Source organism: Streptomyces sp. Ru73 (genome assembly GCF_002920575.1).
GTDB lineage: Bacteria > Actinomycetota > Actinomycetes > Streptomycetales > Streptomycetaceae > Streptomyces.
Window position 1 is genome coordinate 38,673 of record NZ_PQSQ01000028.1, and the last position, 24,237, is coordinate 62,909.

The following is a 24,237-nucleotide window of genomic DNA, read 5'->3' on the forward strand; positions in this document are numbered from 1 at the left end:
TTTCTTCTGGCACGTCTGCGTGTCGTCCAGTCTCACTCATGACTTCTTGGCCTTCGCTGTCCGGGCTGCGACCCAGATGGCGACCGCAACCAGTGCGCCCAGGCCGAAGATGTAACCGAAGAGGCCCTCACTGACCGGGCCGAGACCACCGAGGTCCATGCCGCCGGGGCTCGCGGTCTTGTCGCCGTTGACCGCACCGAGGTACGCGACGATGTCCTTCTTGTTGGCCTTGGAGAGGGTGCCGTCACCGAACGAAGGCATGTTCTGCGGGCCGGTCTCCATGGCCTCGTAGATGTGCTTCGGGTCCACGCCCTCGAGCGACGGTGCGAACTTGCCGTTGGTCAGGGCGCCGCCCTTACCGGTGAAGTTGTGGCACTGCGCGCAGTTCGTACGGAACAGCTCACCGCCCTTGGCGATGTCCGCCCCGTCCTTGCTGTAGTCGTTCTTGCCGGGCACGGACGGACCGGCACCCAGCGACGCGACGTACGCCGCCAGCTGGTCGATCTCGGCCTGGCTGTAGATGTTCTTCTTCCGCGGCACCTGGGCGCCCGGCTGCTGCGCCGGCATACGGCCGGTGCCGACCTGGAAGTCGACGGCGGCAGCGCCCACGCCGACCAGGCTCGGGCCGTCGGAGGTGCCCTGACCGCCGGTGCCGTGGCAGCTGGCGCAGCCCACGGCGAAGAGCTTCTTGCCCTCCTTGATGGCAAGAGACTGGGCGGTGTCATCGGCCTGAGCCTTGTCCGCCGGCGCGAACGCGGCGTACAGCCCCCCAGTGACCGCCAGCGCGAAGAGTAGGACGACGAGCGCCGCCAGCGGATGGCGCCGTCGTGCGGAGAGCTTTTTCACGGATTACCCCGGTGTCAGGATCTTCTGCGTCGATGCTTTGGCTGTGTCTGTATCCGAATGCGGGTCCGGTCCGGGACCTGTTACCGGATCAGGTAGATCGTGGCGAAGAGGCCGATCCAGACGACATCGACGAAGTGCCAGTAGTACGACACGACGATGGCCGCGGTGGCCTGTTCGTGGGTGAACCTCTTGGCCGCGTACGTCCTGCCCAGGACCAGCAGGAAGGCGATCAGACCGCCTGTCACGTGCAGTCCGTGGAAGCCGGTGGTCAGGTAGAACACCGAGCCGTACGGGCCGGACGAGAGCGAGAGACCCTCGTGCTTGACCAGCTCCGTGTACTCGTAGACCTGACCGCCGATGAAGATCGCACCCATGATGAAGGTGAGGATGAACCAGGCGCGGAGCTTCTTGACGTCGCCGCGCTCGGCCGCAAAAACACCGAGCTGGCACGTCAGGGAGCTGAGCACCAGGATCGTCGTGTTCGTCGCGGAGAACGGAAGATTCAGCGCATCGGCGGATTCCTTCCAATACTCGGCTCCGGTCACCGATCGGAGGGTGAAGTACATCGCGAAGAGGGCCGCGAAGAACATCAGCTCGGAACTCAGCCAGATGATGGTTCCGACGCTGGTGAGGTTCGGCCGATTGACCGACGGGTGCGCGTGCCCGGTTTCTACTGCTGTTGCTGTCGCCACGACCGACATTATGTCGGTCGCTTATCTTGCGCTCACTCCGGGGGGTCCCGTTCGGTGTGTCAAGGGGGTGTGCCCGGCCCGTACGGCACCGCGGCGGGGTCCTCCAAAGGAGGGAAGCGCAGGTTCCGCACCCCCCTGCCACCCCCGCTCCGACCAGTCCTGACGGCCCGTCGGACAGATCTTCTTCCGGTACGGACCCTCCTGCGATGGCCCGTCCGGGCAGTAGCATCCGCTGAACGGGACCGGCCCCCGAGGTGCTCCCGTGAACGGTGCTCCCCAAAAGCGTGGAGGAACGATGCAGGCGACTGCCACGGTGCTGGTCTACAGCGACGACTCCGGCACCCGAGAGCAGGTCCGCCTCGCGGCCGGCCGGCGCCCCGCCGCCGATGTGCCGCAGGTGGAGATTGTGGAGTGCGCGACGCTGCCGGCCGTGCTCACGGCCCTGGAGCAGGGCGGGATCGACGCCTGCGTCCTGGACGGCGAGAGCGCCCCGGCCGGCGGCATGGGCGTCTGCCGGCAGATCAAGGACGAGATCTTCCGGTGCCCGCCGGTGCTGGTCCTGATCGGCCGCCCCCAGGACTCCTGGCTGGCGACCTGGAGCCGGGCCGACGCCGCGGTGACCCACCCGATCGACCCGGTGGCGTTCGCCGACGCGTTGGCGGGGCTGCTGCGCCGCCGCCTCCTCGCCGGGGCCTGAGGGGCCCGGCCCCGGACACCACGGCGCCCCGGCCGGGCGGCAGCTGCCCGGCCGGGGCGCTGTGTGCCGTTCTGCGGGCCGCTCAGACCCCCGGCCGCAGCCTGGCCGCCCCGGCGGGCCCCGAGGCCTTCTCGCCGCTGCCGGCGCCGCTCATGGCGCTGCCGTCGGCGCTGCCGGCGCGCCACTTGTCCCAGGGCACGTTCCAGTCGCCGAACCCGTTGTCGAACGGGGTCATCTCGTCGCCCTTGCTGTTGACGACCTGCACGACGTCGCCGACCCGTACGTGCTCGAAGAACCAGCGGGCGTCGGCCGTGGACATGCCGGTGCAGCCGTGACTGACGTTGGCCGCGCCCTGCGAGCCCACCGACCAGGGCGCCGCGTGCACGTACTCGCCGCTCCAGGTGACCCTGGTGGCCCAGTGGACCGGCAGGTTGTAGGACTCCGAACTGCCCCGCGCGATGCCCACGGTGTTGCTGTTCATCCGTACGAAGGCTTCCTTGCCCAGCACCACCTTGATGCCGTTGCGGGTGTCGAAGCCGGGCTTGCCGGTGGTGACGGGCAGGGTCTTCACCACCTTGCCGTTGCGCCGGAAGGTCATCCGGTGCGCGGCGGCGTCGGTGACGGCCACGACCCGGTCGCCGGTACGGATCTTCACGGGCTTGCCCGGCCCGCCGTACAGCCCCTTGGCGACCTTCAGGCCCTGGAGGTTGCTGTACGCCTCCACGGTGGCGTGGGCGGGCCAATAGGAGCGCGGGCGGTAGTGCAGGGTCTTGTCGTCCACCCAGTGCCAGGAACCCCTCACCCGGGGGCTGCTGTCGACCTTGAGGGCGCCCTCCACGAGCGCCCTGGCCCGCGCACCGTGCACCGGGCGGCTGAGCTCGGCGGTGATCGGCTGGCCGACGCCGTACGTGCCGCTGTCGGGCCCGAAGGTCACCCGCAGCCGCCGGTCGCCGTTGCCCTTCGTCTCCATGTGGAGCACCTTGCGGCCCGGTTTGCCGTCGCCGTCCTCGGTGCTCACGTGGACCGTGTAGCGGGTGCCGGCGGCGAGCGGCACGGTGCTGTGCCAGCGCGTGCCGTCGGCGTTGAGCCGGCCGCGGATGTACCGGCCGGCGGCGTCCGTGGCGGTGACGTCGGTGATCCGCGCCTCGTCGCCCTTGGTCGTGACTTCCAGCGGCTTGTCCGGATCGGCCTTCCGCTCGCCCGCCGGGGCGTTGGCCGCGATCTGGCCGGCCGCGTCATAGGGCTGGGCGGCGAGCGGATCTGACGACGCCCCGCCGCACCCGGTGACCCCCGCCGCCAAGGGCAGCAGCAGGAGCGCTGAGCTGAGCACCGTCCGGGATCGTGGCATATGGCTCATAACCACAAAATAGGAAGCGCCACGCCGGAGCGGCGCGTTGAAGGACTGCAAATGGGTCGGGCCCGGCCACTCCTTGGAGTGACCGGGCCCGGCCCGTCGGTGCGGAACCGCCGTTACTGCGTGCGGTTCTCGCCCCGGTAGTACTCGAACACCCAGCCGAACAGGCCGACGAGGATGATCGGAGCGGAGAAGTACAGCAGCCACCAGCCGAAGACGACGCCCAGGAAGGCGAACGCACCGCCGATGCCCAGCGAGAGCGGCTGCCAGCTGTGCGGGCTGAAGAAGCCCACCTCACCGGCGTCGTCCGCGACGTCCGCGTCCTTGCGGTCCTGCGCACCCGCGTCGACCCGCCGGGCCGTGAAGGCCAGGTAGTAGCCGATCATGATGCACAGACCGAACGCCAGGAACAGCGCGGTGGTGCCCGCCGGCTCCTTCGACCAGACGCCGTAGACGATCGCCATGGCGAGGACGAAGACGGAGAGCCAGATGAACATCTTGCCCTGGATCTTCACTTGCCGGCCTCCTTCGTGCCGCCCATGAGAGCCGTGTCCTTCTGGTCCTCGTTCTCCAGCACGTCCATCGCGGCGATCTCAGGGTGGTGCAGGTCGAACGCCGGGGATTCCGAGCGGATGCGGGGCAGCGAGACGAAGTTGTGCCGCGGCGGCGGGCAGGAGGTCGCCCACTCCAGCGAGCGGCCGTAGCCCCACGGGTCGTCGACCTCGATCTTCTTGCCGTACTTGGCCGTCTTCCAGACGTTGTAGAAGAACGGCAGGATCGACAGGCCCAGCAGGAAGGAGCTGATCGTCGAGATCGTGTTCAGGGCGGTGAAGCCGTCGGCCGCCAGGTAGTCGGCGTAACGACGCGGCATGCCCTCGGCGCCCAGCCAGTGCTGGACCAGGAAGGTGCCGTGGAAGCCGATGAACAGCGTCCAGAACGTGATCTTGCCGAGCCGCTCGTCCAGCATCTTGCCGGTGAACTTCGGCCACCAGAAGTGGAAGCCGGCGAACATCGCGAAGACGACCGTACCGAAGACGACGTAGTGGAAGTGCGCCACGACGAAGTACGAGTCGGAGATGTGGAAGTCCAGCGGCGGCGAGGCCAGGATGACGCCGGTCAGACCGCCGAAGGTGAAGGTGATCAGGAAGCCGACCGCCCACAGCATCGGGGTCTCGAAGGAGAGCGAGCCCTTCCACATCGTGCCGATCCAGTTGAAGAACTTCACACCGGTCGGGACCGCGATGAGGAACGTCATGAAGGAGAAGAACGGCAGCAGCACGCCGCCCGTGACGTACATGTGGTGCGCCCACACCGTGACCGAGAGGCCCGCGATGGAGATCGTCGCCGCGATCAGACCGATGTAACCGAACATCGGCTTCCGGGAGAAGACCGGAATGACCTCGGAAATGATGCCGAAGAACGGCAGCGCGATGATGTACACCTCTGGGTGTCCGAAGAACCAGAAGAGGTGCTGCCACAAGAGGGCACCGCCATTGGCGGCGTCGAACACATGCGCACCGAACTTACGGTCCGCCTCCAGGGCGAACAGCGCGGCGGCCAGCACCGGGAAGGCCAGCAGGACCAGCACACCGGTCAGCAGGACGTTCCAGGTGAAGATCGGCATGCGGAACATCGTCATGCCCGGGGCGCGCATGCAGATGATCGTGGTGATGAAGTTGACCGAGCCGAGGATCGTGCCGAAGCCGGAGAAGGCCAGACCCATGATCCACATGTCGGCGCCGACCCCCGGCGAGCGGACCGCGTCCGACAGCGGGGAGTAGGCGAACCAGCCGAAGTCGGCCGCACCCTGGGGGGTGAGGAACCCGGCCACCGCGATCAGCGAGCCGAAGAGGTACAGCCAGTAGGCGAACATGTTCAGCCGCGGGAACGCCACGTCGGGCGCGCCGATCTGCAGCGGCATGATCCAGTTGGCGAATCCGGCGAACAGCGGCGTCGCGAACATCAGCAGCATGATCGTGCCGTGCATCGTGAACGCCTGGTTGAACTGCTCGTTCGACATGATCTGCGTGCCGGGACGGGCCAGCTCGGCGCGCATGAAGAGCGCCATCAGGCCGCCGATGCAGAAGAACGCGAACGACGTCACCAGATAAAGCGTGCCGATCGTCTTGTGGTCGGTGGTCGTCAGCCACTTCACCACGACGTTGCCGGGTTGCTTCCTGCGTACGGGTGGTGCTGCCGAGGCCGATGCGGCGGCGGCACCCTGAGGTTCGTTGAGGATGCTCACTTGTTCTTGGTCTCCGCGTTCCTGGCGTGGTCGGTCTGCTCGATACCGGCCGGCAGGTAACCGTTCTGGCCCTTCTTCGCCAGGTCCTTCAGGTGCTCCTGGTACCGCTCGGGAGACACGACCTTGACGTTGAAGAGCATCCGGGAGTGGTCAACGCCGCAGAGCTCGGCGCACTTGCCCCTGAAGGTGCCCTCCTTGTTGGGAGTCACCTCGAAGACATTGGTGTGACCCGGGATGACGTCCTGCTTCATGAGGAACGGCACCACCCAGAAGGAGTGGATGACATCGCGCGAGGTCAGGATGAACTGAACGGTCTCGCCCTTGGGCAGCCACAGGGTGGGGCCCGGGTCGCCGTTCTGCGGGTTCCGCTCGCCCGGCGTGCCCTGGTCGTAGACGCCCTCGGCACCCTGGGGCGCCGACTTCTTCCACTTGTCCGGGATCGCGGAGAGTTCCTTGGAGTTGATGTTCGTGGTCGACTTGTTGCCGTCCACGTCCTCCATGTAGTTGAACGCCCAGCTCCACTGGAAGCCCACCACGTTGACCACGTGGTCCGGCTTCTTCGAAGTCTTGAGGAGTTCGTTCTCGTCACGCGCGGTGAAATAGAACAGCACCGCGATGATGATGAACGGGACGATGGTGTACAACGCCTCGATCGGCATGTTGTACCGGGTCTGTGCGGGGACCTCCACCTTGGTCCGGCTGCGGCGGTGGAAGATCCAGCTCCAGATGATCAGGCCCCACACCAGCACGCCCGTTGCGAGGGCGGCGGCCCAGGAGCCCTGCCAAAGGGAGAGGATCCGCGGCGCCTCGTCCGTGACGGGCGTTGGCATGCCGAGGCGGGGGAAGTCCTTGTATGTGCAACCGGTCGCGGTCGCCAGGACCAGGCCCGCAGCCAGCACCTGCGGCAGCTTCCGCCGCATCGGGCGCCGCGACGAGCGGTCGGAGCCGTTGGGACTCACGTAGCGCCTTCCCGAGAGTCTCGCCCGCAGAAAACCGGCTGCGGCCGTCTCAGCTGGTCGGTCGCCGGCCCGTCACGGGCAGGGGTTTGGATGTTTATGCGGACCAAACCCTACTGGACGCTATTTGGCGTCGCGCGGGGAGGGTGCCCTACCCGGCGCGTCACCCCCCGAAGGGGTGGCACTCCCCTCCCTCTGGGCGCCCGCGACATCCGGATTCCCCGCTTCCCCCCGGCATCTGACGCCGCGCCCGCCGCGCGGGGGTGACGCTCCCGGTCCGGCCCGGTGCGCCGGACGGGTGGCGGCCCGGACACGTTAGCGTTCCGCCGTGCCCTACTTCGATGCCGCGTCCTCCGCTCCCCTGCACCCGGTCGCCCGCGACGCGCTGTTCGCCGCGCTCGACGAGGGCTGGGCCGACCCGGCCCGGCTGTACCGGGAGGGGCGGCGGGCCCGGCTGCTGCTGGACGCCGCGCGCGAGACCGCGGCGGAGGCGGTCGGCTGCCGCCCCGACGAGCTGGTCTTCACCCCCTCCGGCACCCACGCGGTGCACACGGGCGTGGCGGGCGCGCTGGCCGGCCGGCGGCGGGCCGGCACCCGTCTGGTCCACTCCGCCGTCGAGCACTCCTCCGTGCTGCACGCGGCGGAGGCGCACGAGGCGGCCGGCGGCACCGTGGCCGTGGTGGGCTGCGACCGTACGGGCCGGGTCGGCGCCGGGGAGTTCGCCGACGCGCTCACCCCGGACACCGCACTGGCCGTCCTGCAGTCGGCCAATCACGAGGTGGGGACCGAACAGCCGGTGGCCGAGGCGGCCGAGGCGTGCCGCGCGGCCGGCGTGCCGCTGCTGGTGGACGCGGCCCAGTCGCTGGCCTGGGGGCCGGTGGCGGGCCCCTGGTCACTGCTGACGGGCAGCGCGCACAAGTGGGGCGGCCCGGCCGGGGTGGGTCTGCTGGCGGTCCGCAAGGGCACTCGCTTCGCGTACCAGGGACCGGCCGACGCCCGTGAGTCGGGCCGGGCGCCCGGCTTCGAGAACATCCCGGCCGTGGTGGCAGCCGCGGCGTCGCTGCGTGCCGTGCGCGCGGAGGCCGCCGCCGAAGCGGCGCGGCTGCGCGGTCTGGTGGACCGGATCCGGGTCCGGGTGCCGGAGCTGGTGCCGGACGTGGCGGTGGTCGGCGACCCCGTGCGGCGGCTGCCGCACCTGGTGACCTTCTCCTGTCTCTACGTCGACGGGGAGACGCTGCTGCACGCGCTGGACCGGGCGGGCTTCTCCGTCGCCTCCGGTTCCTCCTGCACCTCCAGCACGCTGACGCCCAGCCACGTCCTGAAGGCGATGGGCGTGCTCTCCGAGGGCAACGTCCGGGTGTCGCTGCCGGCCGGGACCACGGAGGGGGACGTGGACCGCTTCCTCGCGGTGCTGCCGGACGCGGTGGCCGGGGTGCGGGAGCAGCTGGGCGCCCCGGCGCGGCCGGCGCGGGCCCCGGAGGGCGCGGCCGGCGAGGTCGTCGTGGACGCGCTCGGGGCGCGCTGTCCGGTACCGGTGATCGAGCTGGCCAAGGCGGTCGCCGGGGTGCCGGTCGGCACGACCGTGACGGTGCTGTCCGACGACGAGGTGGCGGCGCTGGACATCCCGGCGTGGTGCTGGACCCAGGGTCAGGAGTACTTGGGGGAACGCGCTGAGCGCCCGGAGCGCGGCGCCGCGTACGTGGTGCGGCGCCGCGTCTGACCCGGACGGCTCAGTTCAGGTGCTGCTGGATCTCGGCGGCGGCCTCGTGGCCGTACGCCTTGGTGAAGCGGTCCAGGAAGTGGCTGCGGCGCAGCTCGTACTCCTGGGTGCCGACGGTCTCGATGACCAGGGTCGCCAGCATGCAGCCGACCTGGGCAGCGCGCTCCAGGGACACGCCCCAGGCGAGGCCGGAGAGGAAGCCGGCGCGGAAGGCGTCGCCGACGCCGGTCGGGTCGGCCTTGGCGTTCTCCTCGGGGACGCCGACCTCGATGTCCGGCTCGCCCGCGCGCTCGATGCGGACGCCGCTGGCGCCGAGGGTGGTGACGCGGGTGCCGACCTTGCCGAGGATCTCCTCGGAGGTCCAGCCGGTCTTGGACTCGATGAGGCCCTTCTCGTACTCGTTGGAGAAGAGGTACGTCGCGCCGTCCATCAGGGTGCGGATGTCGTCGCCGTCCATCCGGGCGATCTGCTGGGAGAAGTCGGCGGCGAACGGGATGGAGCGGGAGCGGCACTCCTCGGTGTGCCGGATCATCGCCTCGGGGTCGTCGGCGCCGATCAGGACGAGGTCCAGGCCGCCCACCCGCTCGGCGACGTGCTGCAGCTCGATCAGCCGGGCCTCGCTCATGGCGCCGGTGTAGAAGGAGCCGATCTGGTTGTGGTCGGCGTCGGTGGTGCACACGAAGCGGGCGGTGTGCAGCACCTCGGAGATCCGGACGGAGGCGGTGTCCACGCCGTGCCGGTCCAGCCAGGCGCGGTACTCGCCGAAGTCGTTGCCGGCGGCGCCGACCAGGATCGGCGCGGTACCGAGCTGGCCCATGCCGAAGCAGATGTTCGCGGCGACGCCACCGCGTCGCACGTCGAGCTTGTCGACCAGGAAGGAGAGGGAGACCGTGTGGAGCTGGTCGGCGACCAGCTGGTCGGCGAAGCGTCCGGGGAAGGTCATCAGATGGTCGGTGGCGATGGAGCCGGTGACTGCGATACGCACGGCGATTCGCTCCTGCGGGGAGGCGTGGGGCGGTGACGGACGTGACCCAACGCTACCGGTTCGGGCCCGCCCCTCCGACCTGGCGAAACTACCCGATAGTAGGTCTTCTTTCGCGGGGCGAAGGGTGCGTACGGTGCGCGTATGACCCCACTTGTGAAGCCCGTCACAGCAGATCGCCCGGCCGGCCGTCGCCCGGACGGCGCCGAGCCGGACTCCCTGGAGCAACTGCGCGGCGACTGCGCCCGGATGGCGCCGCACTGGCGGCCCGACGGCTCGTTCGCCGCCGCGCCGCGTCCCGTCGCGGAGCTGCGCGGGATCACGGTCCCCGCCGCCTCTGCCAAACTGCTGGACGGGATGTCCGAGTACGGCGACTGAGTACGGCGAGCCGCCTCCTCCATCACTCTTGCACGGGCCCTCAGCGGCCCGTTCGGGCCGCGGGCGGAACCGCTCGCGGCCCGGCTCCGTCCAATCGGCGTCCCCCTCACGGAGGATGGCGCATCAGTTGTTCAGCGGAGCCGAAGGAGCGATGCGGTGAGCACCGAGGACACTCCCCCTGCCACGGGCAGCGGGAAGAACCCCACCGACACCCCCACCACTCCCCGGCGGCGCGGGCGCAGCCCGCTGGTGGTCGCCTCGATGGCCGCTGCGGTGCTGCTGGCCGGCGGCGGCGCGGCGTACTGGGCGTCGGGCGCTTCCGGCCAGGACGGCGAAGGCGGTCCCGGCGCCTCGGCCGATCCGCCGCCGCTGGCGCTGGAGGGGTACGGCCAGGCGCAGCACGCGGGGATCGCGCCGGGTGAGCCGAACCCGCAGGGCGGCGGGTACCGCGCGGTCGCCGATCTGCCGGACGGCCCGGCCGACGCGCCCGTCTACCGCCCGCAGGGCCCGGTCGGCAAGGCCGCGGTCGCCCGGCTGGCCAAGGCGCTGGACGTGTCGGGCCAGGTCCGCTCCGAGGGCGGCACGTGGAAGGTCGGCGGCCAGGACAAGGACTCCCGCGGGCCCGTGCTCCAGGTGGCCAAGGCCGGCACCGGCTCGTGGACGTTCGCGCAGTACGGCACGCCGGGCGGCGTGAACTGCGCGCTGCCGGCCGCGCCCAAGGGCAAGGCCGCGGACGCCAAGACCGGCCACTCCTCCGACGGGCCCGGCTGCCCCTCGTACCGCGGCCGGGACGCCAGCACCGAGGACGACGGCAGCGGCAAGGGCGCGGTCTCCCAGGAGAAGGCCAAGAAGGCGGTCGGGCCCGTGCTCGCCGCGCTGGGCCAGCAGGACGCGAAGCTGGACGCCGGCGGGCTGTCCGGCGCGGTGCGGATCGTCTCGGCGAACCCGGTGTTCGGCGGCCTGCCGACGTACGGCTGGCAGAGCGACCTCCAGGTCGGCGCGGACGGCCGGGTGGTCGGCGGCAGCGGGCAGCTGGCGCGGCCGGTCAAGGGCGACACGTATCCGGTGCTCAGCGCGGAGAAGACGCTCGCGCGTCTGAACGGCGGGGCCGGCTCCGGCGACAGCAAGGGCGCGGACGGCACGTGCGCCACGCCGCTGCCGGACAAGGGCGAGAAGGGCGAGCCGGGCGGCAAGGACGACAAGGGCATCGCGCCGTGCGAGCCCGCGCCCGGCAAGCCCTCGCCGGCCGAGGTGACCGGTGCCAGGTTCGGCCTGTCGGTGCAGTTCGTGAACGGCAGCCAGGCGCTCGTCCCGTCGTGGATGTACGAGGTGCGGCAGCCCGGCTCGACCGGCGGCAAGGATTCCCGTACGACGGTCGCGGCTCCCGCCGTCGACCCGAAGTACGTCGTGGACCGGGACGCCGGGCAGGGCGCGACGCAGCGTCCCGCGCACCCGCCGCAGGGCGGCAAGGCGAACGAGAAGGGCGCGATGGGCCTGGAGTCGTACTCGGTCTCGGACGACGGCAAGAAGCTGACGCTGCGCTTCTGGGGCGGCGTGTGCAGCGACTACTCGGCCAGCGCCGACCAGTCGGGTACGGCCGTGACCGCGCAGGTCACGGGCAAGGAGAAGAAGCCGGGCGGGGTCTGCGTGAAGATCGCCAAGCAGTTCACCAAGACGGTGACGCTGGACACCCCGCTGGACGGCCGGGAGGTCATCGACGCCTCCAGCGGCGAGACGGTGCCGCAGAAGTGACGGCGGGCCGCCGCCGCTGAGCGCGGGCGGCGAAGGGCCGCCGGGCGGCCATGACGAAGGCGGCGTTCCCCTCGGGGAACGCCGCCTTCGTCTGTTCTCCGTGTGCCGGAGCCGGCCGGCTCAGCTGAAGGAGTCACCGCAGGCGCAGGAGCCCGTGGCGTTGGGGTTGTCGATCGTGAAGCCCTGCTTCTCGATCGTGTCGACGAAGTCGATGGAGGCACCACCCAGGTACGGGGCGCTCATCCGGTCGGTCACGACCTTCACGCCGTCGAAGTCCTTCACGACGTCGCCGTCGAGCGAGCGCTCGTCGAAGAAGAGCTGGTAGCGCAGGCCGGAGCAGCCACCGGGCTGAACGGCCACCCGCAGCGCGAGGTCGTCCCGGCCCTCCTGCTCCAGCAGGCTCTTGACCTTCGACGCTGCCGCGTCGGACAGGATGATGCCGTCGCTGACGGTGGTCTCGTCCTGAACGCTCATCTACATCTCTCCCGGGTTGTACGGACCCCTTGCCCTCGGCAGTAACCGACGGGGCCCCGGATTCATTCCGGGCGGGCTCGAAGTTCTGGGGGATTTTTCCACCCCTCCTCATGCTCGCACACACCGTCCGGAAGGTCAGCGGCCGACGGCGAACGGCCGGCCGGGTGATGCGTCACATCGACACAATGCCCATCGTCAAACTGACGTGAAGCCGCTATGATAGATAACGTCATTTAGACGAGAAGCCCGGTGCGGGCACCGGCTCCACCGGAGCGGCTCCGCGCTCGACCAGGAAAAGAGAGGGTGCGTGTCGTGACCACCGCCCAGCCCCGTCAGGACCTCGATGTGCAGCCCACGCCGCTCGCGCTGCTGCTGCTCGGCCGGGAGGCCGACCCGAAGAGCGAGCGCGGCGTCGAGTGCCCGGGCGACCTGCCCGCGCCCTCCGACCCTGACCTCGTGGAGCGCGCCCGCGCCGCCAAGGAGAAGCTCGGGGACAAGGTCTTCGTGCTCGGCCACCACTACCAGCGCGACGAGGTCATCCAGTTCGCCGACGTCACCGGCGACTCCTTCAAGCTGGCCAGGGACGCCGCCGCGCGGCCGGACGCCGAGTACATCGTCTTCTGCGGTGTGCACTTCATGGCCGAGTCCGCCGACATCCTGACCACGGACGAACAGAAGGTCGTCCTCCCCGACCTGGCCGCCGGCTGCTCGATGGCCGACATGGCCACCGCCGAGCAGGTCGCCGAGTGCTGGGACGTGCTGACCGAGGCCGGCGTCGCCGAGCAGGTCGTGCCCGTCTCGTACATGAACTCCTCGGCCGACATCAAGGCGTTCACCGGCAAGCACGGCGGCACGATCTGCACATCGTCCAACGCCAAGCGCGCCCTGGAATGGGCCTTCGAGCAGGGCGAGAAGGTGCTCTTCCTGCCCGACCAGCACCTGGGCCGGAACACCGCGGTACGCGACATGGGCATGTCGCTGGACGACTGCGTGGTCTACAACCCGCACAAGCCGAACGGCGGCCTGACCACCGAGCAGCTGCGCGCCGCGAAGATGATCCTGTGGCGCGGGCACTGCTCGGTGCACGGCCGCTTCTCGCTGGAGTCGGTCGAGGACGTACGCGCCCGCATACCGGGCGTGAACGTGCTGGTGCACCCCGAGTGCAAGCACGAGGTCGTGGCCGCGGCCGACTACGTGGGCTCCACGGAGCACATCATCAAGACCCTGGAGGCGGCGCCGGCCGGGTCGAAGTGGGCGATCGGCACGGAGCTGAACCTGGTCCGCCGCCTGGCGAACCGATTCGCCGCCGAGGACAAGGAGATCGTCTTCCTCGACAAGACGGTCTGCTTCTGCTCGACCATGAACCGCATCGACCTCCCGCACCTGGTCTGGGCCCTGGAGTCCCTGGCGGACGGCAAGGTCGTCAACCGCATCGAGGTCGACAAGGAGACGGAAGACTTCGCGAAGCTCGCCCTCGAACGCATGCTGGCGCTGCCGTAGCCGTCGCACACGTGGGGCCCGTACCGGACTTCGGTACGGGCCCCACGTGCTGTGCGGGTCAGACCCCGGCAGGCTCCGGTGCACGCTCCTCGTCGGCCGCCTCCGGGCCGCCGGCCCGCTCCGCCTTCTTCGCCGCCCGCTTTTCCTTGCGCAGCTCGATGATCGCGTAGAGCGTCGGGACGAGCAGCAGGGTGAGCAGGGTGGAGGTGATCAGGCCGCCGATCACGACCACGGCCAGCGGCTGGGAGATGAAGCCGCCGTCGCCGGTCACGGACAGCGCCATCGGCAGCAGCGCCATGATCGTGGCCAGTGCCGTCATCAGGATGGGCCGCAGCCGGTGCCGGCCGCCCTCGACGACCGCCTCGACCACGCCGTACCCCTGCGCCCGGTACTGGTTGATCAGGTCGATCAGCACGATCGCGTTGGTGACGACGATGCCGATGAGCATCAGCATGCCGATCATCGCCGGGACGCCCATCGGGGTGCCCGTGGCGACCAGCAGGCCGACCGCGCCGGTCGCCGCGAACGGGATCGACACCAGCAGGATCAGCGGCTGGATCAGCGACCGGAAGGTCGCCACCAGCAGCATGAACACGATCGCGATGGCCGCCAGCATGGCCAGGCCCAGCGAGCTGAACGCCTCGTCCTGGTCGGCCGAGACGCCGCTGATCTCGGCGGTCGCGCCCTTGGGCAGGTCCAGGTCCTTCAGCGCTGAGGTCAGCTTCGTGGTGACCGCTCCGGTGTTGTCGCCGGTCGGCTTGGCCGTGATCGTCGCGGACCGGGCGCCGTCGATGCGGGTCATCTGCACCGGGCCCGCCACGGTCTTCACGTCGGCGATGTCCCCGAGCTTCACCATGCCCGACGGGCCGGGCAGCGCCAGCTTCTTCAGCTGCGCCTCGGTGGTGGCCGGGTGCGCCGACTTCACGACCACGTCCCGCTCGGCGTCGTCCAGCAACGCCTTGCCGCTGGTGGTGCCGCGCACGGCCTGGGCGACCGCCTGGCCGAGCGTGGCCTGGGTGTAGCCGGCGGCCGCGGCCTTCGCGTTCGCGGTGACCGAGATCCGCGGCACGCTCTGCGCCAGGTCGCTGGAGACGTCGGTGACGTCGTCCAGGCCCGCGACCTTCTTGCGCACCTGCTCGGCGGCGTCCTTCAGTACGTCCGCGTCGGCGGCCTTGACGACCACCTTCAGATCCTGGTTGCCGAAGGACTGGCCGGCCGAGACGGTGGTGTCGCCGATGTCCTTGCCGAGCTTCTTGAGCCCGTCCCGGAGGTCCGCGACGACCCGGTCGGAGTCCTCCGAGTCGGCCAGCTTGACCTGGTACGACGCCTGGTTGGCGTTCGCGCCGCCGCCGAAGGCCGCCATCATGCCCGACGAGCCCACGGTGACCTGGTAGTCCTGCACGCCGTCGGTGTCGGCGAGCAGCTTCTCGACCCGCTTCGCCTGCTTGTCGGCGGCGGCCAGGCCGGTGCCCGGCGCCAGCTCCTGCTGGACGGAGAGGGTGTCCTGGTCGCCCTGGTCGAAGAAGTTGGTCTTCAGCAGCGGGCCCATGCCGAACGTGCCGATGAGGATGACCACGGCGATGAGCAGGCTGGTGGCCCGGCGCCGGGTCGCGAAGCGCAGCACCGGTACGTACAGCCGCTGCAGCGCGCTGCGGCTCTCCTTCTCCTCGGCGGCCCTGCGCAGCGCCTCGGGGTCGCCGCCCCCGTCGGCCTTCGGGGCGCGCAGGAACCAGTACGAGAGGACGGGGACCACGGTGAGGGAGACCAGCAGCGAGGCCAGCAGGGCCACGGTGACGGTGATCGAGAAGTCACCGAAGAGGGCGCCCACCATGCCGCCGACCACGCCGATCGGCAGGAAGACCGCGACGGTGGTGAGGGTGGAGGAGGTGATCGCGCCGGACACCTCGCGGACCGCGGTGAGGATCGCGTGCTTGCGCTCCTCGCCGTAGCCCAGGTGCCGCTTGATGTTCTCCAGGACGACGATGGAGTCGTCCACGACCCGGCCGATGGCGATGGTCAGCGCGCCCAGGGTCAGCATGTTCAGCGACAGGTCGCGGGTCCACAGCACGATCAGCGTGATGACGACGGACAGCGGGATGGACACCGCGGTCACCAGCGTCGAGCGCAGGCTCAGCAGGAAGACCAGAATCACGATCACGGCCATGACCAGGCCGAGCAGGCCCTCGGTGGTCAGGGACTCGATGGACTTGGAGACCTGCGGGCCCTGGTCGGAGACGACGGTGACGTCCGTGTCCTTGCCGAGGTCCGCGCGGATCTGCGGGAGCTTGTCCTTGACCGCGTCGGAGATGGCGACGGCGCTGCCGTCCTGGTCCATGGTGACCTGGACCGCGAGGCTGGGCTTGCCGTTGGTGCGGGTGAGCGAGGTCGGGGTGGCCGACTCCTGCGTGACGGTGGCGACGTCACCGACCCGGACCGGCGCTCCGGCCCCGGCCTTGCCCGCCGCGGCTCCGGCCGCCGCCGGGGAGACGGTGAGGTCCTTGATCTGCTGGAGCGACGTGTAGCCGTTGCCGACCTGGACGGTGCGGCTCTTGCCGTCCTCGGAGAAGGAACCGGCCGGTACGGAGGCGCCGCCGGCCTCCAGGGCCTGGCCGAGCGCCGCCGGGGTGAGCCCGGCCCTGGCGAGCTTGGCGTCGTCCGGGGTGACGGCCACGACCCGGTCGCGCACGCCGTTCACGCTGACCTGGCCGACGCCGTCGATGTCCTTCAGGGCGGGGACGACGCTGCGGTCCAAGCGGTCGGCGAGGGCCTGCTGGTCCTTGCTGCCGGAGGCGACGGCGAGCACGACGGTGGGCAGGTCGTCGGTGCCGCCGGCCACCACCTGCGGGTCGACGTCGTCGGGCAGCTTGGCGCGGGCCCGGTTGACGGCCTGCTGGACGTCGGCGACCAGCTGCTCGGAGTCGTTGCCGTAGTCGAACTGGGCCATGACCACGGCCGAGCCCTCACTGGCGGTGGAGGTCACGCCGGTGATGCCGTCGACCGCCTGGATGCCGTCCTCCAGCGGTTCGACGACCTGCTTCTCGACGACGTCGGGCGAGGCGCCCTGGTAGGGCGCCACCACGGACACCATGGGCATATCGATGGAGGGCAGCAACTGCTGCTTCAGCTGTGGGATCGCGATGGCCCCGAAGACGATCGCCACGATCGACATCAGTGCTATCAGGCCCCGTTGTGCGAGGCTGAGTCGGGACAGCCTGAACATGGGTGGGGTCTCTCTCTTTTGTTCTGAACGCTTCCGGCAGCGGCCCATGGCGGGCCCGCTTACACCATCCGGTACGGGAAGCGCCCTTTCCCTCGCACCCAGGTCCATTTCCGGGGCCGGGGCGTACCGCGTCCGCAGTACGCCCCGCTCCACCCGCTGCTACACCCGCGGGCGGACGAGTCCGGTTTCGTACGCAATGACCACGAGCTGGGCCCGGTCGCGGGCGCCCAGCTTGGCCATCGCGCGGTTCACGTGCGTCTTGACCGTCAGCGGGCTCACGGTCAGCCGCTCGGCGATCTCGTCGTTGGACAGCCCGCCCGCGACCAGCACCAGCACCTCCCGCTCCCGGCCGGTCAGCGACGCCAGCCGCTCGGCGTCCGGGCCCCCGTCGCCGTCCGCACCGCTCCCCTGCGCCAGGAACTTCGCGATCAGCCCCTTGGTGGCCACCGGCGACAGCAGCGCCTCCCCCGCCGCCGCGACGCGGATGGCGCTCAGCAGCTCGTCCGGCTCGGCGCCCTTGCCGAGGAAGCCGCTCGCACCGGCCCGCAGCGCCTGGATCACGTAGTCGTCGACCTCGAAGGTCGTCAGGATCACCACGCGTACGTCCGCGAGCTCCGGGTCCTCGCTGATCATGCGGGTGGCGGCCAGCCCGTCCGTGCCGGGCATCCGGATGTCCATCAGGACCACGTCGGGCGCCGTGGCGCGGGCCAGTTCGTACGCCTCGGCGCCGTCCGACGCCTCGGCCACCACCCGCATCCCGTCCTCGGAGTCCACCAGCACCTTGAACGCGCTGCGCAGCAGCGCCTGGTCGTCGGCGAGCAGCACCTTGATCGTCATGTCGTCTCCCCCGTGCGCGCGGACTGCAGCGGCAGCCGTACCCGTACCTTGAAACCGCCGGCCGGGCGGGGCCCGGTCTCCACCGTGCCGCGCAGCGCGGCGACCCGCTCCCGCATCCCGATCAGCCCGTGCCCGCCGCCGTCCGTGCGCTCCGCCGGCTCCTCGCGGTCACCGGGGCGCGGGCGCGGCCCGGCGGGCCGGCCGCCACCGTCGTCCAGCACCGTCAGCGTGAGCGCCTCGGCCGAGCGGACGATCCGTACCGTGGCGCGTGCGCCCTCCCCCGCGTGCTTGTGCACGTTGGTCAGCGCCTCCTGGACGATGCGGTACGCGGTCAGGTCGACGGAGGCGGGCAGGCCCTCGGGGCTGCCGGGCGGCAGCTCCAGCTCGACGGGGAGCCCGGCGCGCGCGAAGCCGTCGATCAGCTGGTCCAGGACGCCGAGGCCGGGGGCCGGTTCGGTGGGGGCCTGCGGGTCGTCGGACTGGCGCAGCAGGCCGACCGTGGCGCGCAGCTCCTCCAGGGCCGAGCGGGACGCCTCGCGGACGTGCGCGAGGGCCTGCTTGGCCTGGTCGGGGCGGCTGTCCATGACGTGCGAGGCGACCCCGGCCTGCACGTTGACCAGCGCGATGTGGTGCGCGACGACGTCGTGCAGCTCACGCGCGATGCGCATGCGTTCCTCGGCCACCCGGCGGCCCGCCTCCTCCTCACGGGTGCGTTCGGCCCGCTCGGCGCGCTCCCTGATCGCGTCGACGACGGCGCGGCGGCTGCGGACCGCGTCGCCGGCCGCGGCGGCCATGCCCGTCCACGCGAAGATCGCCAGGTTCTCCTGCGCGTACCAGGGGCGGCTGCCGGTGAGCATCGCGGCGGCGGTGAGCACGAGAACGGTGAGGGCGCCGATCCGCCAGGTGGTGGGGCGGTCGGTGCGGGCCGCGACGGTGAAGACCGCGATGACCGAGGCGGCGGCGATGGGCGCACGCGGCTGGCTGGTGGCGGTCACCAGCTCGGTCAGCGTCATGGCGCAGGTGACGGCGAGGACGCTGCGCGGGTAGCGGCGGCGGAACACCAGGGCTGCGCAGGCGAGCGCGGCGAGCAGGACGGTGGCCGGCTCCAGCGGCCGGTCGCCGAAGCGCGGCCAGTACCGGCGGTGCGGGCCGGCCGCCGCGCCGATGAGGATGGCCGCGAAGACGGCCGCCGCCAGGACCGCGTCGAGTGCGACGGGGTGCGCACGGAGCCGGGCGAGCAGGGCGGGCCCGGGCCGCGTGGCCTGTCCGGTGGCGAGGGGAGTCACGGGAGGAAACGGTAGCGCCCCGGCCGCCGGGCGCGGCCCGCCGAGGGGACCGGCGGGCGGCGGCCCGGGGTCCGGGGCGCTGCCTTGCTGGAAGAAGCCGGGCGGCCGCGTCCCCGCGGGGCGGGGACGGGAGCGCCGGGGCCGGGCGGGTCAGCCCGGGATGAGGCCGTCGTCGCTGAGCATCTCGCGGACCTCGTCGAGGGTGGCGTCGGGGCCGGGCAGGATCAGCTCCGAGGGCTCCAGGGAGTCGTCGGGCAGCGGATCGCCCAGTCGCCGCACCGCGTCGAGCAGCGCGCCCAGGGTCCGCCGGAAGCCGTCCTGGTCACCGCGCTCCATCTCGGCGAGCAGCTCGTCGTCCAGCTTGTTGAGCTCGATGAAGTGGCTGTCCGCCACCCTTACCTGCCCCTCGCCCATGATCCGTACGATCACGACGGTCTCCTCTGGTCCGGTCCGGCGATCCCGACGAGGCTATCCGCGTCCGCCGGTCACTGCTTGTCGAAGCGCGGCTGGTCCTGCTGCTGTCCCTGCTGGGCCTGGCCGGCCTGACCGCCCTCGATGGCCTGCTGCCCCGCGGACGAACCGCCGGCCAGCTCGGCCTTCATGCGCTGCAGCTCCAGCTCCACGTCGCCGCCGCCGGAGATCCGGTCCAGCTCGGCGGTGATGTCGTCCTTGGCCATGCCGGTCGGGTCGTCCAGCGCGCCGGACGCCAGCAGTTCGTCGATGGCACCGGCCCTGGCCTGCATCTGCGCGGTCCGGTCCTCGGCGCGCTGCACGGCCAGGCCCACGTCGCCCATCTCCTCGGAGATGCCGGAGACGGCCTCGCCGATGCGGGTCTGCGCCTGGGCTGCGGTGTAGGTGGCCTTGATGGTCTCCTTCTTCGTACGGAAGGCGTCCACCTTGGCCTGGAGGCGCTGGGCCGCGAGGGTGAGTTTCTCCTCCTCGCCCTGGAGCGTCTGGTGCTGCGTCTCCAGGTCGGTGACCTGCTGCTGCAGGGCCTGCCGGCGGGTGAGCGCCTCGCGGGCCAGGTCCTCACGGCCGAGCGCGAGGGCCTTGCGGCCCTGGTCCTCCAGCTTGGCGGACTGGCCCTGGAGCTGGTTGAGCTGGAGCTCCAGGCGCTTGCGGGAAGTGGCCACGTCGGCGACGCCGCGGCGCACCTTCTGGAGCAGCTCCAGCTGCTTCTGGTAGGAGTAGTCGAGGGTCTCGCGCGGGTCCTCGGCCCGGTCCAGGGCCTTGTTGGCCTTCGCGCGGAAGATCATCCCCATCCGCTTCATGACACCGTCGCTCATGGGCCTCGAGCGCCCCCTTCTGACCGAGTTTCTTCGGGCTTCGGCTCCAGCACATCTACAGACCCCACAGTACGGGCCCGGGTTCCATTACCGCACTGGTTGGACCCGGATGCGCTCCTCCTGCAGGACGATCAGGTACATCCCTTTCTCCGGCGCAGGGAGTAGGCGGGGTGCGGGTACCCGCCGCGCGGCCCGGTTCATCCCGGTACGGACGGGGCGGCGCCGGCCGTGCGGCGGCCCGTTGCCGGATCGTTCCCCTCGGACGCTGGCTCCCGGAGGGCGACCGCGTACCCTTGGGTTCCGTGTTCCGAAGCCGTTCGAAGGATGAGCAGGCCGCGACCTCCAAGGTGACCGCGGACCAGCCCCAGCAGCCCCGCGACCCGCAGGCCCCCAAGGGCCGCCCGACGCCGAAGCGCAGTCAGGCGCAGTCCCAGCGCCGTGCCCGCGCGCACTCGGCACCGGCCAACCGCAAGGAGGCCGTCAAGGCCCAGCGGGAGGCCCGCCGCGCCGACATGGCCAAGCAGCGTGAGGCGCTGGCCAACGGCGACGAGCGGTACCTCCCCGTCCGGGACAAGGGCCCGGTGCGCCGTTTCGCGCGCGACTACGTCGACTCGCGCTGGTGCGTCGCGGAGTTCTTCCTGCCGGTGGCCGTGATCATCCTGGTGCTCACCATGGTCCGGGTGCCGCAGATCCAGAGCATCGCACTGCTCCTGTGGCTGGTGGTCATCGTCCTGATCGTGCTGGACTCGATCGTCATCTGGGTCGGCATCGGCAAGCGCCTCAAGGAGCGCTTCCCGAACGAGAACCTCAAGGGCGTCAAGCCCTACGCCGTGATGCGCACCCTCCAGATGCGCCGCCTGCGGCTGCCCAAGCCGCAGGTCAAGCGGGGAGAACGGCCCTGAGCACCTCTTCCGGCTTCGCCGGAGGAGCAGAACCCTGGCTGGACGAGCTGGGGGGCATCAGGAACACCGTCCGGCAGGAGCTGGTGGCCCGGCAGCTGGAGGAGCAGATCACCGCGCGCTTCCCGGTGGGCCAGCGGCTGCGCGTACTCGACGTCGGCCTCGGCCAGGGCACCCAGGCGCTCCGCCTGGCCCGCGCCGGGCACAAGGTCACCGGGCTGGAGTCGGACCCGACGATGCTGGCCGCTGCCCGCGCCACGCTGGCGGGCGAGCCGGCCGGCATCCAGGAGCGGGTCCGGCTGATCGAGGGTGACGGCCGGGAGACCGGCGTGCACTTCCTGCCCGGCACCTTCGACGTGGTGCTCTGCCACGGCGTCCTGATGTACGTCGACGAGCCCGACCCGATGCTGGCCGGGCTGGCCCGCGTGCTGGCGCCCGGCGGCCTGCTGTCCGTCCTGGTGCGTAACGCCGACGCGCTCGCGCTGCGCCCCGGCCTGTCGGGCGACTGGGACACCGCGCTGGCCGCCTTCGACTCGGCGCGCTACAAGAACCGGCTCGGGCTGAGCGTGCGCGCCGACCACCTGTCGGAGCTGACCGCCACCCTCGCCGGGATCGGCGCCCCGCTGCACGCCTGGTACGGCGTGCGGCTCTTCACCGACCTCGCGGCCGACGACACGCTGCCGCCGCCCGTCGAGGAGCTGACCCGGCTGCTGGCCGCCGAGGAGCGCGCGGGGCGCACCGACCCGTACCGCGCGGTGGCGGCGCTGCTGCACCTCTGCGGCGTACGCGGCTGAAGCACGTCCCGGGAGGGGCGGCGGGCCCGGTGGCCCGCCGCCCCTCGTCCGTGCCGGGACGGTGCTCAGCCCTCCGCTGCCTCCGCGCCCTCGCCGCCCTCATCGGCGTGCAGGCTCATCGGGCCGTAGACCTTCGCGCCGTCCTCCAGCAGGGTCACCTGGTCGACGCCGCAGTCCAGGAGCGACTTCCACTCCTCGCCGATCCAGGACTCCGCGTCCCCCTGCGTGGTGAAGTCCTCCGGGTCCGTGCCCGGAGCCGCCTCCGTACCGTCGGCCTTCTCGAACCGCCACGTCCACGCCATGTCCGCCTCCTGGTCCCACCGGGTACGTGTGTGCTCGTGCTGGTGCCGTGCAGTGGTCATGCCCTGTTTCGCTGCTCAGGTGTCATGTCCGGTTGGTACTGCTGCCATAACGATCAGCAGCCTAACGGCCGTGTCGAGACGTCCCCCCGCGCGCCCGGGAGCCGGGGACAGGAGAAAATCGGCGCGTGGAACTGACACTGCTCGGCACCGGAGCCCCCGACGGCCTGCCCCGGCCCGGCTGCCCCTGCGCCTCCTGTGCGGGCGCCACGGGCGACGCGGCGCGGGCGGCCACCGCGCTGCTCCTGGACGGCGCGCTCCTCCTCGACCTCACCCCGGGCGCCGCCTTCGCCGCGGCCCGCGCCGGGCAGTCGCTCACGGGGGTGCGGCAGGTGCTGCTGACACACCCGCACGAGGGACCCGCCGTCGAGGTGCCCACCGGACTCCCCCAGCCGGGCCGGGTCGCGGACGGCCGGGAGCTGGCCCTGCTGGACGGGCACCGGGTGCGGGCCGTCGCGGTGGACGTGCCGGGCACCGGGTACGAGATCGGCGGCCCGTACGGCGAGCGGCTGCTGTACCTGCCGCCCGGGGCAGCCCCCGCCGGCGCCTCGGAGGGCAAGGGACCGTACGAGATGGTCGTGCTGGACGTGCTGGGGCGGCCGGACGCGCTGGCCAGGCTGCGGGCGAACGGCGCGGTGGACGCGGCGACCGACGTGATCGCGGTGCACATCGGCCACGACACCCCGCCCGGCGAGGAGCTGCACCGGCGGCTGGCCGCCGTGGGCGCCCGCGCGGTGCCGGACGGCACGTCGCTCCTGGTCGGCGAGTACCACGCGGTGCCCGACCTGCCGCGCAGGACGCTGGTGCTGGGCGGCGCGCGCAGCGGCAAGTCCGTCGAGGCCGAACGGCGGCTCGCGGCCTTCCCCGACGTGCTGTACGTCGCGACCGGCGGGCTGCGGGACGGGGACACGGAGTGGGCGGCGCGGGTCACGGCGCACCGCGAGCGCCGCCCGGCCTCCTGGCGGACCGCCGAGACCTGCGACCTGGTCCCCCTGCTGGCCGGCGAGGAGGAGGACGGTGACGGCCCCGGCGAGACGGAGAAGACCGCCGCCTCCCCACTGCTGATCGACTGCCTGTCCCTGTGGCTCACGCACGCCATGGACGAGGTGGGCGCCTGGGACGACGAGACCTGGGCCAACGGCGGCGAACGGGCCCTGCACGCGCGGGTGGACGAGCTGGTGGCCGCCGTGCGCGCCACCCGCAGGCCGCTGGTCGCGGTCAGCAACGAGGTCGGCTCCGGGGTGGTGCCCGCGACGCCGGCCGGACGCCGCTTCCGGGACGAACTGGGCCGCCTGAACGCCCGGTTCGCCGCCGAGTGCGAGCACGTCCTGCTGGTCGTCGCGGGCCAGGCGCTTGCGCTGCGCGGGTGAACGCGCGCGGGCACCGGCCGTGTCCGCCTTGCCCGGCGGGCGCGCGTGCCGTCACCTGACGGCATGACCCCGTCCTCCGGCGGCACGGCACCGCCTCCTGACGGCCGCTTCGACGCCGCGGTACGCCGCTACCTGCGGGACCGCCCGCTGGCCACGGTGGTGGCGCTCGGCGAGGGCCTGGACACCGGCTTCTGGCGGGTGGACAACGGGCAGTTGCGCTGGCTGACCGTCGAGGAGCCGGCGACGGCCGCGCTGCGCCGGATGCTGCTGCCGGACGGGCCGCGGTGGCGCACCCTCACCGGACGGCCCGCCGGGCCCCACTGGCCCGCCGCCGTGACCCGCCCCGCGCTCGGCGTCCTGGTCCTCGCCTTCGGGCCGCCGCCCGCGTCCGACGCGCTGCACGACCTGTGCGCGCTGTGCGCCCGTCGGCTGCCCGGCGCGACGCTGCTGCTGGACGCGCCGCTCCGGCGCCGCGGCGTGGCCGGCGGGCGGTCCCGGCGCGCCTCCCTCTTCCCGCCGGCCACCGCGCCGGCCCTCACCGAATTCCGCTTCTGAGGCCGCGCGTGCCCCCGGTACCGGCCGACCGCGCA

At 71.6% G+C, this 24,237-nt stretch carries 23 protein-coding genes; 9 read left to right on the top strand and 14 right to left on the bottom strand.

Annotated elements, in window-relative coordinates:
• Window positions 1-36 precede the first annotated feature (36 nt).
• A complete protein-coding gene (locus C3486_RS15130) occupies window positions 37-846 on the bottom strand; it encodes a c-type cytochrome (RefSeq protein ID WP_103833215.1) in 810 nt (269 codons plus the stop codon).
• Between the two features lie 80 nt (window positions 847-926).
• A complete protein-coding gene (locus C3486_RS15135; RefSeq protein WP_103833216.1) occupies window positions 927-1,547 on the bottom strand; it encodes a heme-copper oxidase subunit III in 621 nt (206 codons plus the stop codon).
• Between the two features lie 286 nt (window positions 1,548-1,833).
• Between C3486_RS15135 and C3486_RS15140 the strand changes: the two genes are divergently transcribed.
• Window positions 1,834-2,235 (top strand): hypothetical protein, encoded by a 402-nt coding sequence (locus C3486_RS15140; RefSeq protein ID WP_103833217.1) that lies wholly within the window; start codon window positions 1,834-1,836, stop codon window positions 2,233-2,235.
• Window positions 2,236-2,317: 82 nt separating this feature from the next.
• Here C3486_RS15140 and C3486_RS15145 read toward each other — a convergent pair whose 3' ends face one another.
• From C3486_RS15145 to coxB, 4 genes are all read right to left on the bottom strand, one after another.
• The gene (locus tag C3486_RS15145) at window positions 2,318-3,565 is read right to left on the bottom strand and encodes an Ig-like domain-containing protein (protein ID WP_103833218.1); all 1,248 of its coding nucleotides are present in this window, start codon (window positions 3,563-3,565) and stop codon (window positions 2,318-2,320) included.
• Between the two features lie 140 nt (window positions 3,566-3,705).
• A complete protein-coding gene (locus tag C3486_RS15150) occupies window positions 3,706-4,104 on the bottom strand; it encodes a cytochrome c oxidase subunit 4 (protein ID WP_030616574.1) in 399 nt (132 codons plus the stop codon).
• Complete coding sequence (ctaD, locus tag C3486_RS15155; protein WP_103833219.1) at window positions 4,101-5,834, bottom strand: cytochrome c oxidase subunit I; 1,734 nt, start codon at window positions 5,832-5,834, stop codon at window positions 4,101-4,103. The genes C3486_RS15150 and ctaD overlap by 4 nt, the downstream gene beginning before the upstream one ends.
• The gene (gene coxB, locus C3486_RS15160; protein WP_103833220.1) at window positions 5,831-6,793 is read right to left on the bottom strand and encodes a cytochrome c oxidase subunit II; all 963 of its coding nucleotides are present in this window, start codon (window positions 6,791-6,793) and stop codon (window positions 5,831-5,833) included. Before coxB ends, ctaD begins: the two co-directional genes overlap by 4 nt.
• A 325-nt stretch (window positions 6,794-7,118) precedes the next feature.
• On the opposite strand from coxB, the gene C3486_RS15165 reads away from it, so the two are divergent.
• Window positions 7,119-8,510, top strand: coding sequence for a cysteine desulfurase/sulfurtransferase TusA family protein (locus C3486_RS15165; protein WP_103833221.1), 1,392 nt, complete (start codon window positions 7,119-7,121; stop codon window positions 8,508-8,510).
• A gap of 10 nt (window positions 8,511-8,520) precedes the next feature.
• Here C3486_RS15165 and C3486_RS15170 read toward each other — a convergent pair whose 3' ends face one another.
• Entirely contained in the window at window positions 8,521-9,495 is a 975-nt protein-coding gene (locus tag C3486_RS15170) for a carbohydrate kinase family protein (protein ID WP_103833222.1), read from the bottom strand.
• A 141-nt stretch (window positions 9,496-9,636) separates the two neighbouring features.
• Here C3486_RS15170 and C3486_RS15175 point away from each other — a divergent pair, with 141 nt between their 5' ends.
• Window positions 9,637-9,870 (top strand): hypothetical protein, encoded by a 234-nt coding sequence (locus C3486_RS15175; protein ID WP_146075004.1) that lies wholly within the window; start codon window positions 9,637-9,639, stop codon window positions 9,868-9,870.
• A 156-nt stretch (window positions 9,871-10,026) separates the two neighbouring features.
• A complete protein-coding gene (locus C3486_RS15180) occupies window positions 10,027-11,622 on the top strand; it encodes a hypothetical protein (RefSeq protein WP_308461240.1) in 1,596 nt (531 codons plus the stop codon).
• Window positions 11,623-11,742: 120 nt separating this feature from the next.
• On the opposite strand, the gene erpA is transcribed toward C3486_RS15180, so the two are convergent.
• Window positions 11,743-12,096: an iron-sulfur cluster insertion protein ErpA gene (erpA, locus tag C3486_RS15185; protein ID WP_006606077.1), complete on the bottom strand. Its 354-nt coding sequence runs from the start codon at window positions 12,094-12,096 to the stop codon at window positions 11,743-11,745.
• 303 nt (window positions 12,097-12,399) lie between these two features.
• Here erpA and nadA point away from each other — a divergent pair, with 303 nt between their 5' ends.
• A complete protein-coding gene (nadA, locus tag C3486_RS15190) occupies window positions 12,400-13,596 on the top strand; it encodes a quinolinate synthase NadA (RefSeq protein ID WP_103833224.1) in 1,197 nt (398 codons plus the stop codon).
• Window positions 13,597-13,654: 58 nt separating this feature from the next.
• On the opposite strand, the gene C3486_RS15195 is transcribed toward nadA, so the two are convergent.
• The 5 genes from C3486_RS15195 to C3486_RS15215 all read right to left on the bottom strand — a co-directional run bounded on the left by C3486_RS15195 (window position 13,655) and on the right by C3486_RS15215 (window position 20,225).
• A complete protein-coding gene (locus C3486_RS15195) occupies window positions 13,655-16,816 on the bottom strand; it encodes an efflux RND transporter permease subunit (RefSeq protein WP_103833225.1) in 3,162 nt (1,053 codons plus the stop codon).
• Window positions 16,817-16,975: 159 nt separating this feature from the next.
• A complete protein-coding gene (locus C3486_RS15200) occupies window positions 16,976-17,653 on the bottom strand; it encodes a response regulator transcription factor (RefSeq protein WP_103833226.1) in 678 nt (225 codons plus the stop codon).
• Window positions 17,650-18,939, bottom strand: a complete 1,290-nt coding sequence (locus C3486_RS15205; protein WP_103833227.1) for a sensor histidine kinase — start codon at window positions 18,937-18,939, stop codon at window positions 17,650-17,652. The genes C3486_RS15200 and C3486_RS15205 overlap by 4 nt, the downstream gene beginning before the upstream one ends.
• A 150-nt stretch (window positions 18,940-19,089) precedes the next feature.
• Window positions 19,090-19,368 carry a hypothetical protein gene (locus C3486_RS15210; protein ID WP_103833228.1) on the bottom strand — a complete coding sequence of 93 codons (279 nt, stop codon included), beginning with the start codon at window positions 19,366-19,368 and terminating at the stop codon, window positions 19,090-19,092.
• Between the two features lie 56 nt (window positions 19,369-19,424).
• Window positions 19,425-20,225: a PspA/IM30 family protein gene (locus tag C3486_RS15215; protein WP_308461241.1), complete on the bottom strand. Its 801-nt coding sequence runs from the start codon at window positions 20,223-20,225 to the stop codon at window positions 19,425-19,427.
• A gap of 302 nt (window positions 20,226-20,527) precedes the next feature.
• On the opposite strand from C3486_RS15215, the gene C3486_RS15220 reads away from it, so the two are divergent.
• Both C3486_RS15220 and C3486_RS15225 read left to right on the top strand, forming a co-directional pair.
• Window positions 20,528-21,127, top strand: coding sequence for a DUF3043 domain-containing protein (locus C3486_RS15220; protein ID WP_103833230.1), 600 nt, complete (start codon window positions 20,528-20,530; stop codon window positions 21,125-21,127).
• A gap of 47 nt (window positions 21,128-21,174) precedes the next feature.
• Window positions 21,175-21,918 carry a class I SAM-dependent methyltransferase gene (locus C3486_RS15225; protein ID WP_103833243.1) on the top strand — a complete coding sequence of 248 codons (744 nt, stop codon included), beginning with the start codon at window positions 21,175-21,177 and terminating at the stop codon, window positions 21,916-21,918.
• Between the two features lie 65 nt (window positions 21,919-21,983).
• On the opposite strand, the gene C3486_RS15230 is transcribed toward C3486_RS15225, so the two are convergent.
• On the bottom strand, window positions 21,984-22,220 hold the full coding sequence (locus tag C3486_RS15230; protein WP_103833244.1) for a hypothetical protein: 237 nt from the start codon (window positions 22,218-22,220) through the stop codon (window positions 21,984-21,986).
• Window positions 22,221-22,405: 185 nt separating this feature from the next.
• On the opposite strand from C3486_RS15230, the gene C3486_RS15235 reads away from it, so the two are divergent.
• On the top strand, window positions 22,406-23,647 hold the full coding sequence (locus tag C3486_RS15235; RefSeq protein WP_181138556.1) for a bifunctional adenosylcobinamide kinase/adenosylcobinamide-phosphate guanylyltransferase: 1,242 nt from the start codon (window positions 22,406-22,408) through the stop codon (window positions 23,645-23,647).
• Between the two features lie 63 nt (window positions 23,648-23,710).
• Window positions 23,711-24,202 carry a hypothetical protein gene (locus tag C3486_RS15240; RefSeq protein WP_103833231.1) on the top strand — a complete coding sequence of 164 codons (492 nt, stop codon included), beginning with the start codon at window positions 23,711-23,713 and terminating at the stop codon, window positions 24,200-24,202.
• Window positions 24,203-24,237: the final 35 nt, after the last annotated feature.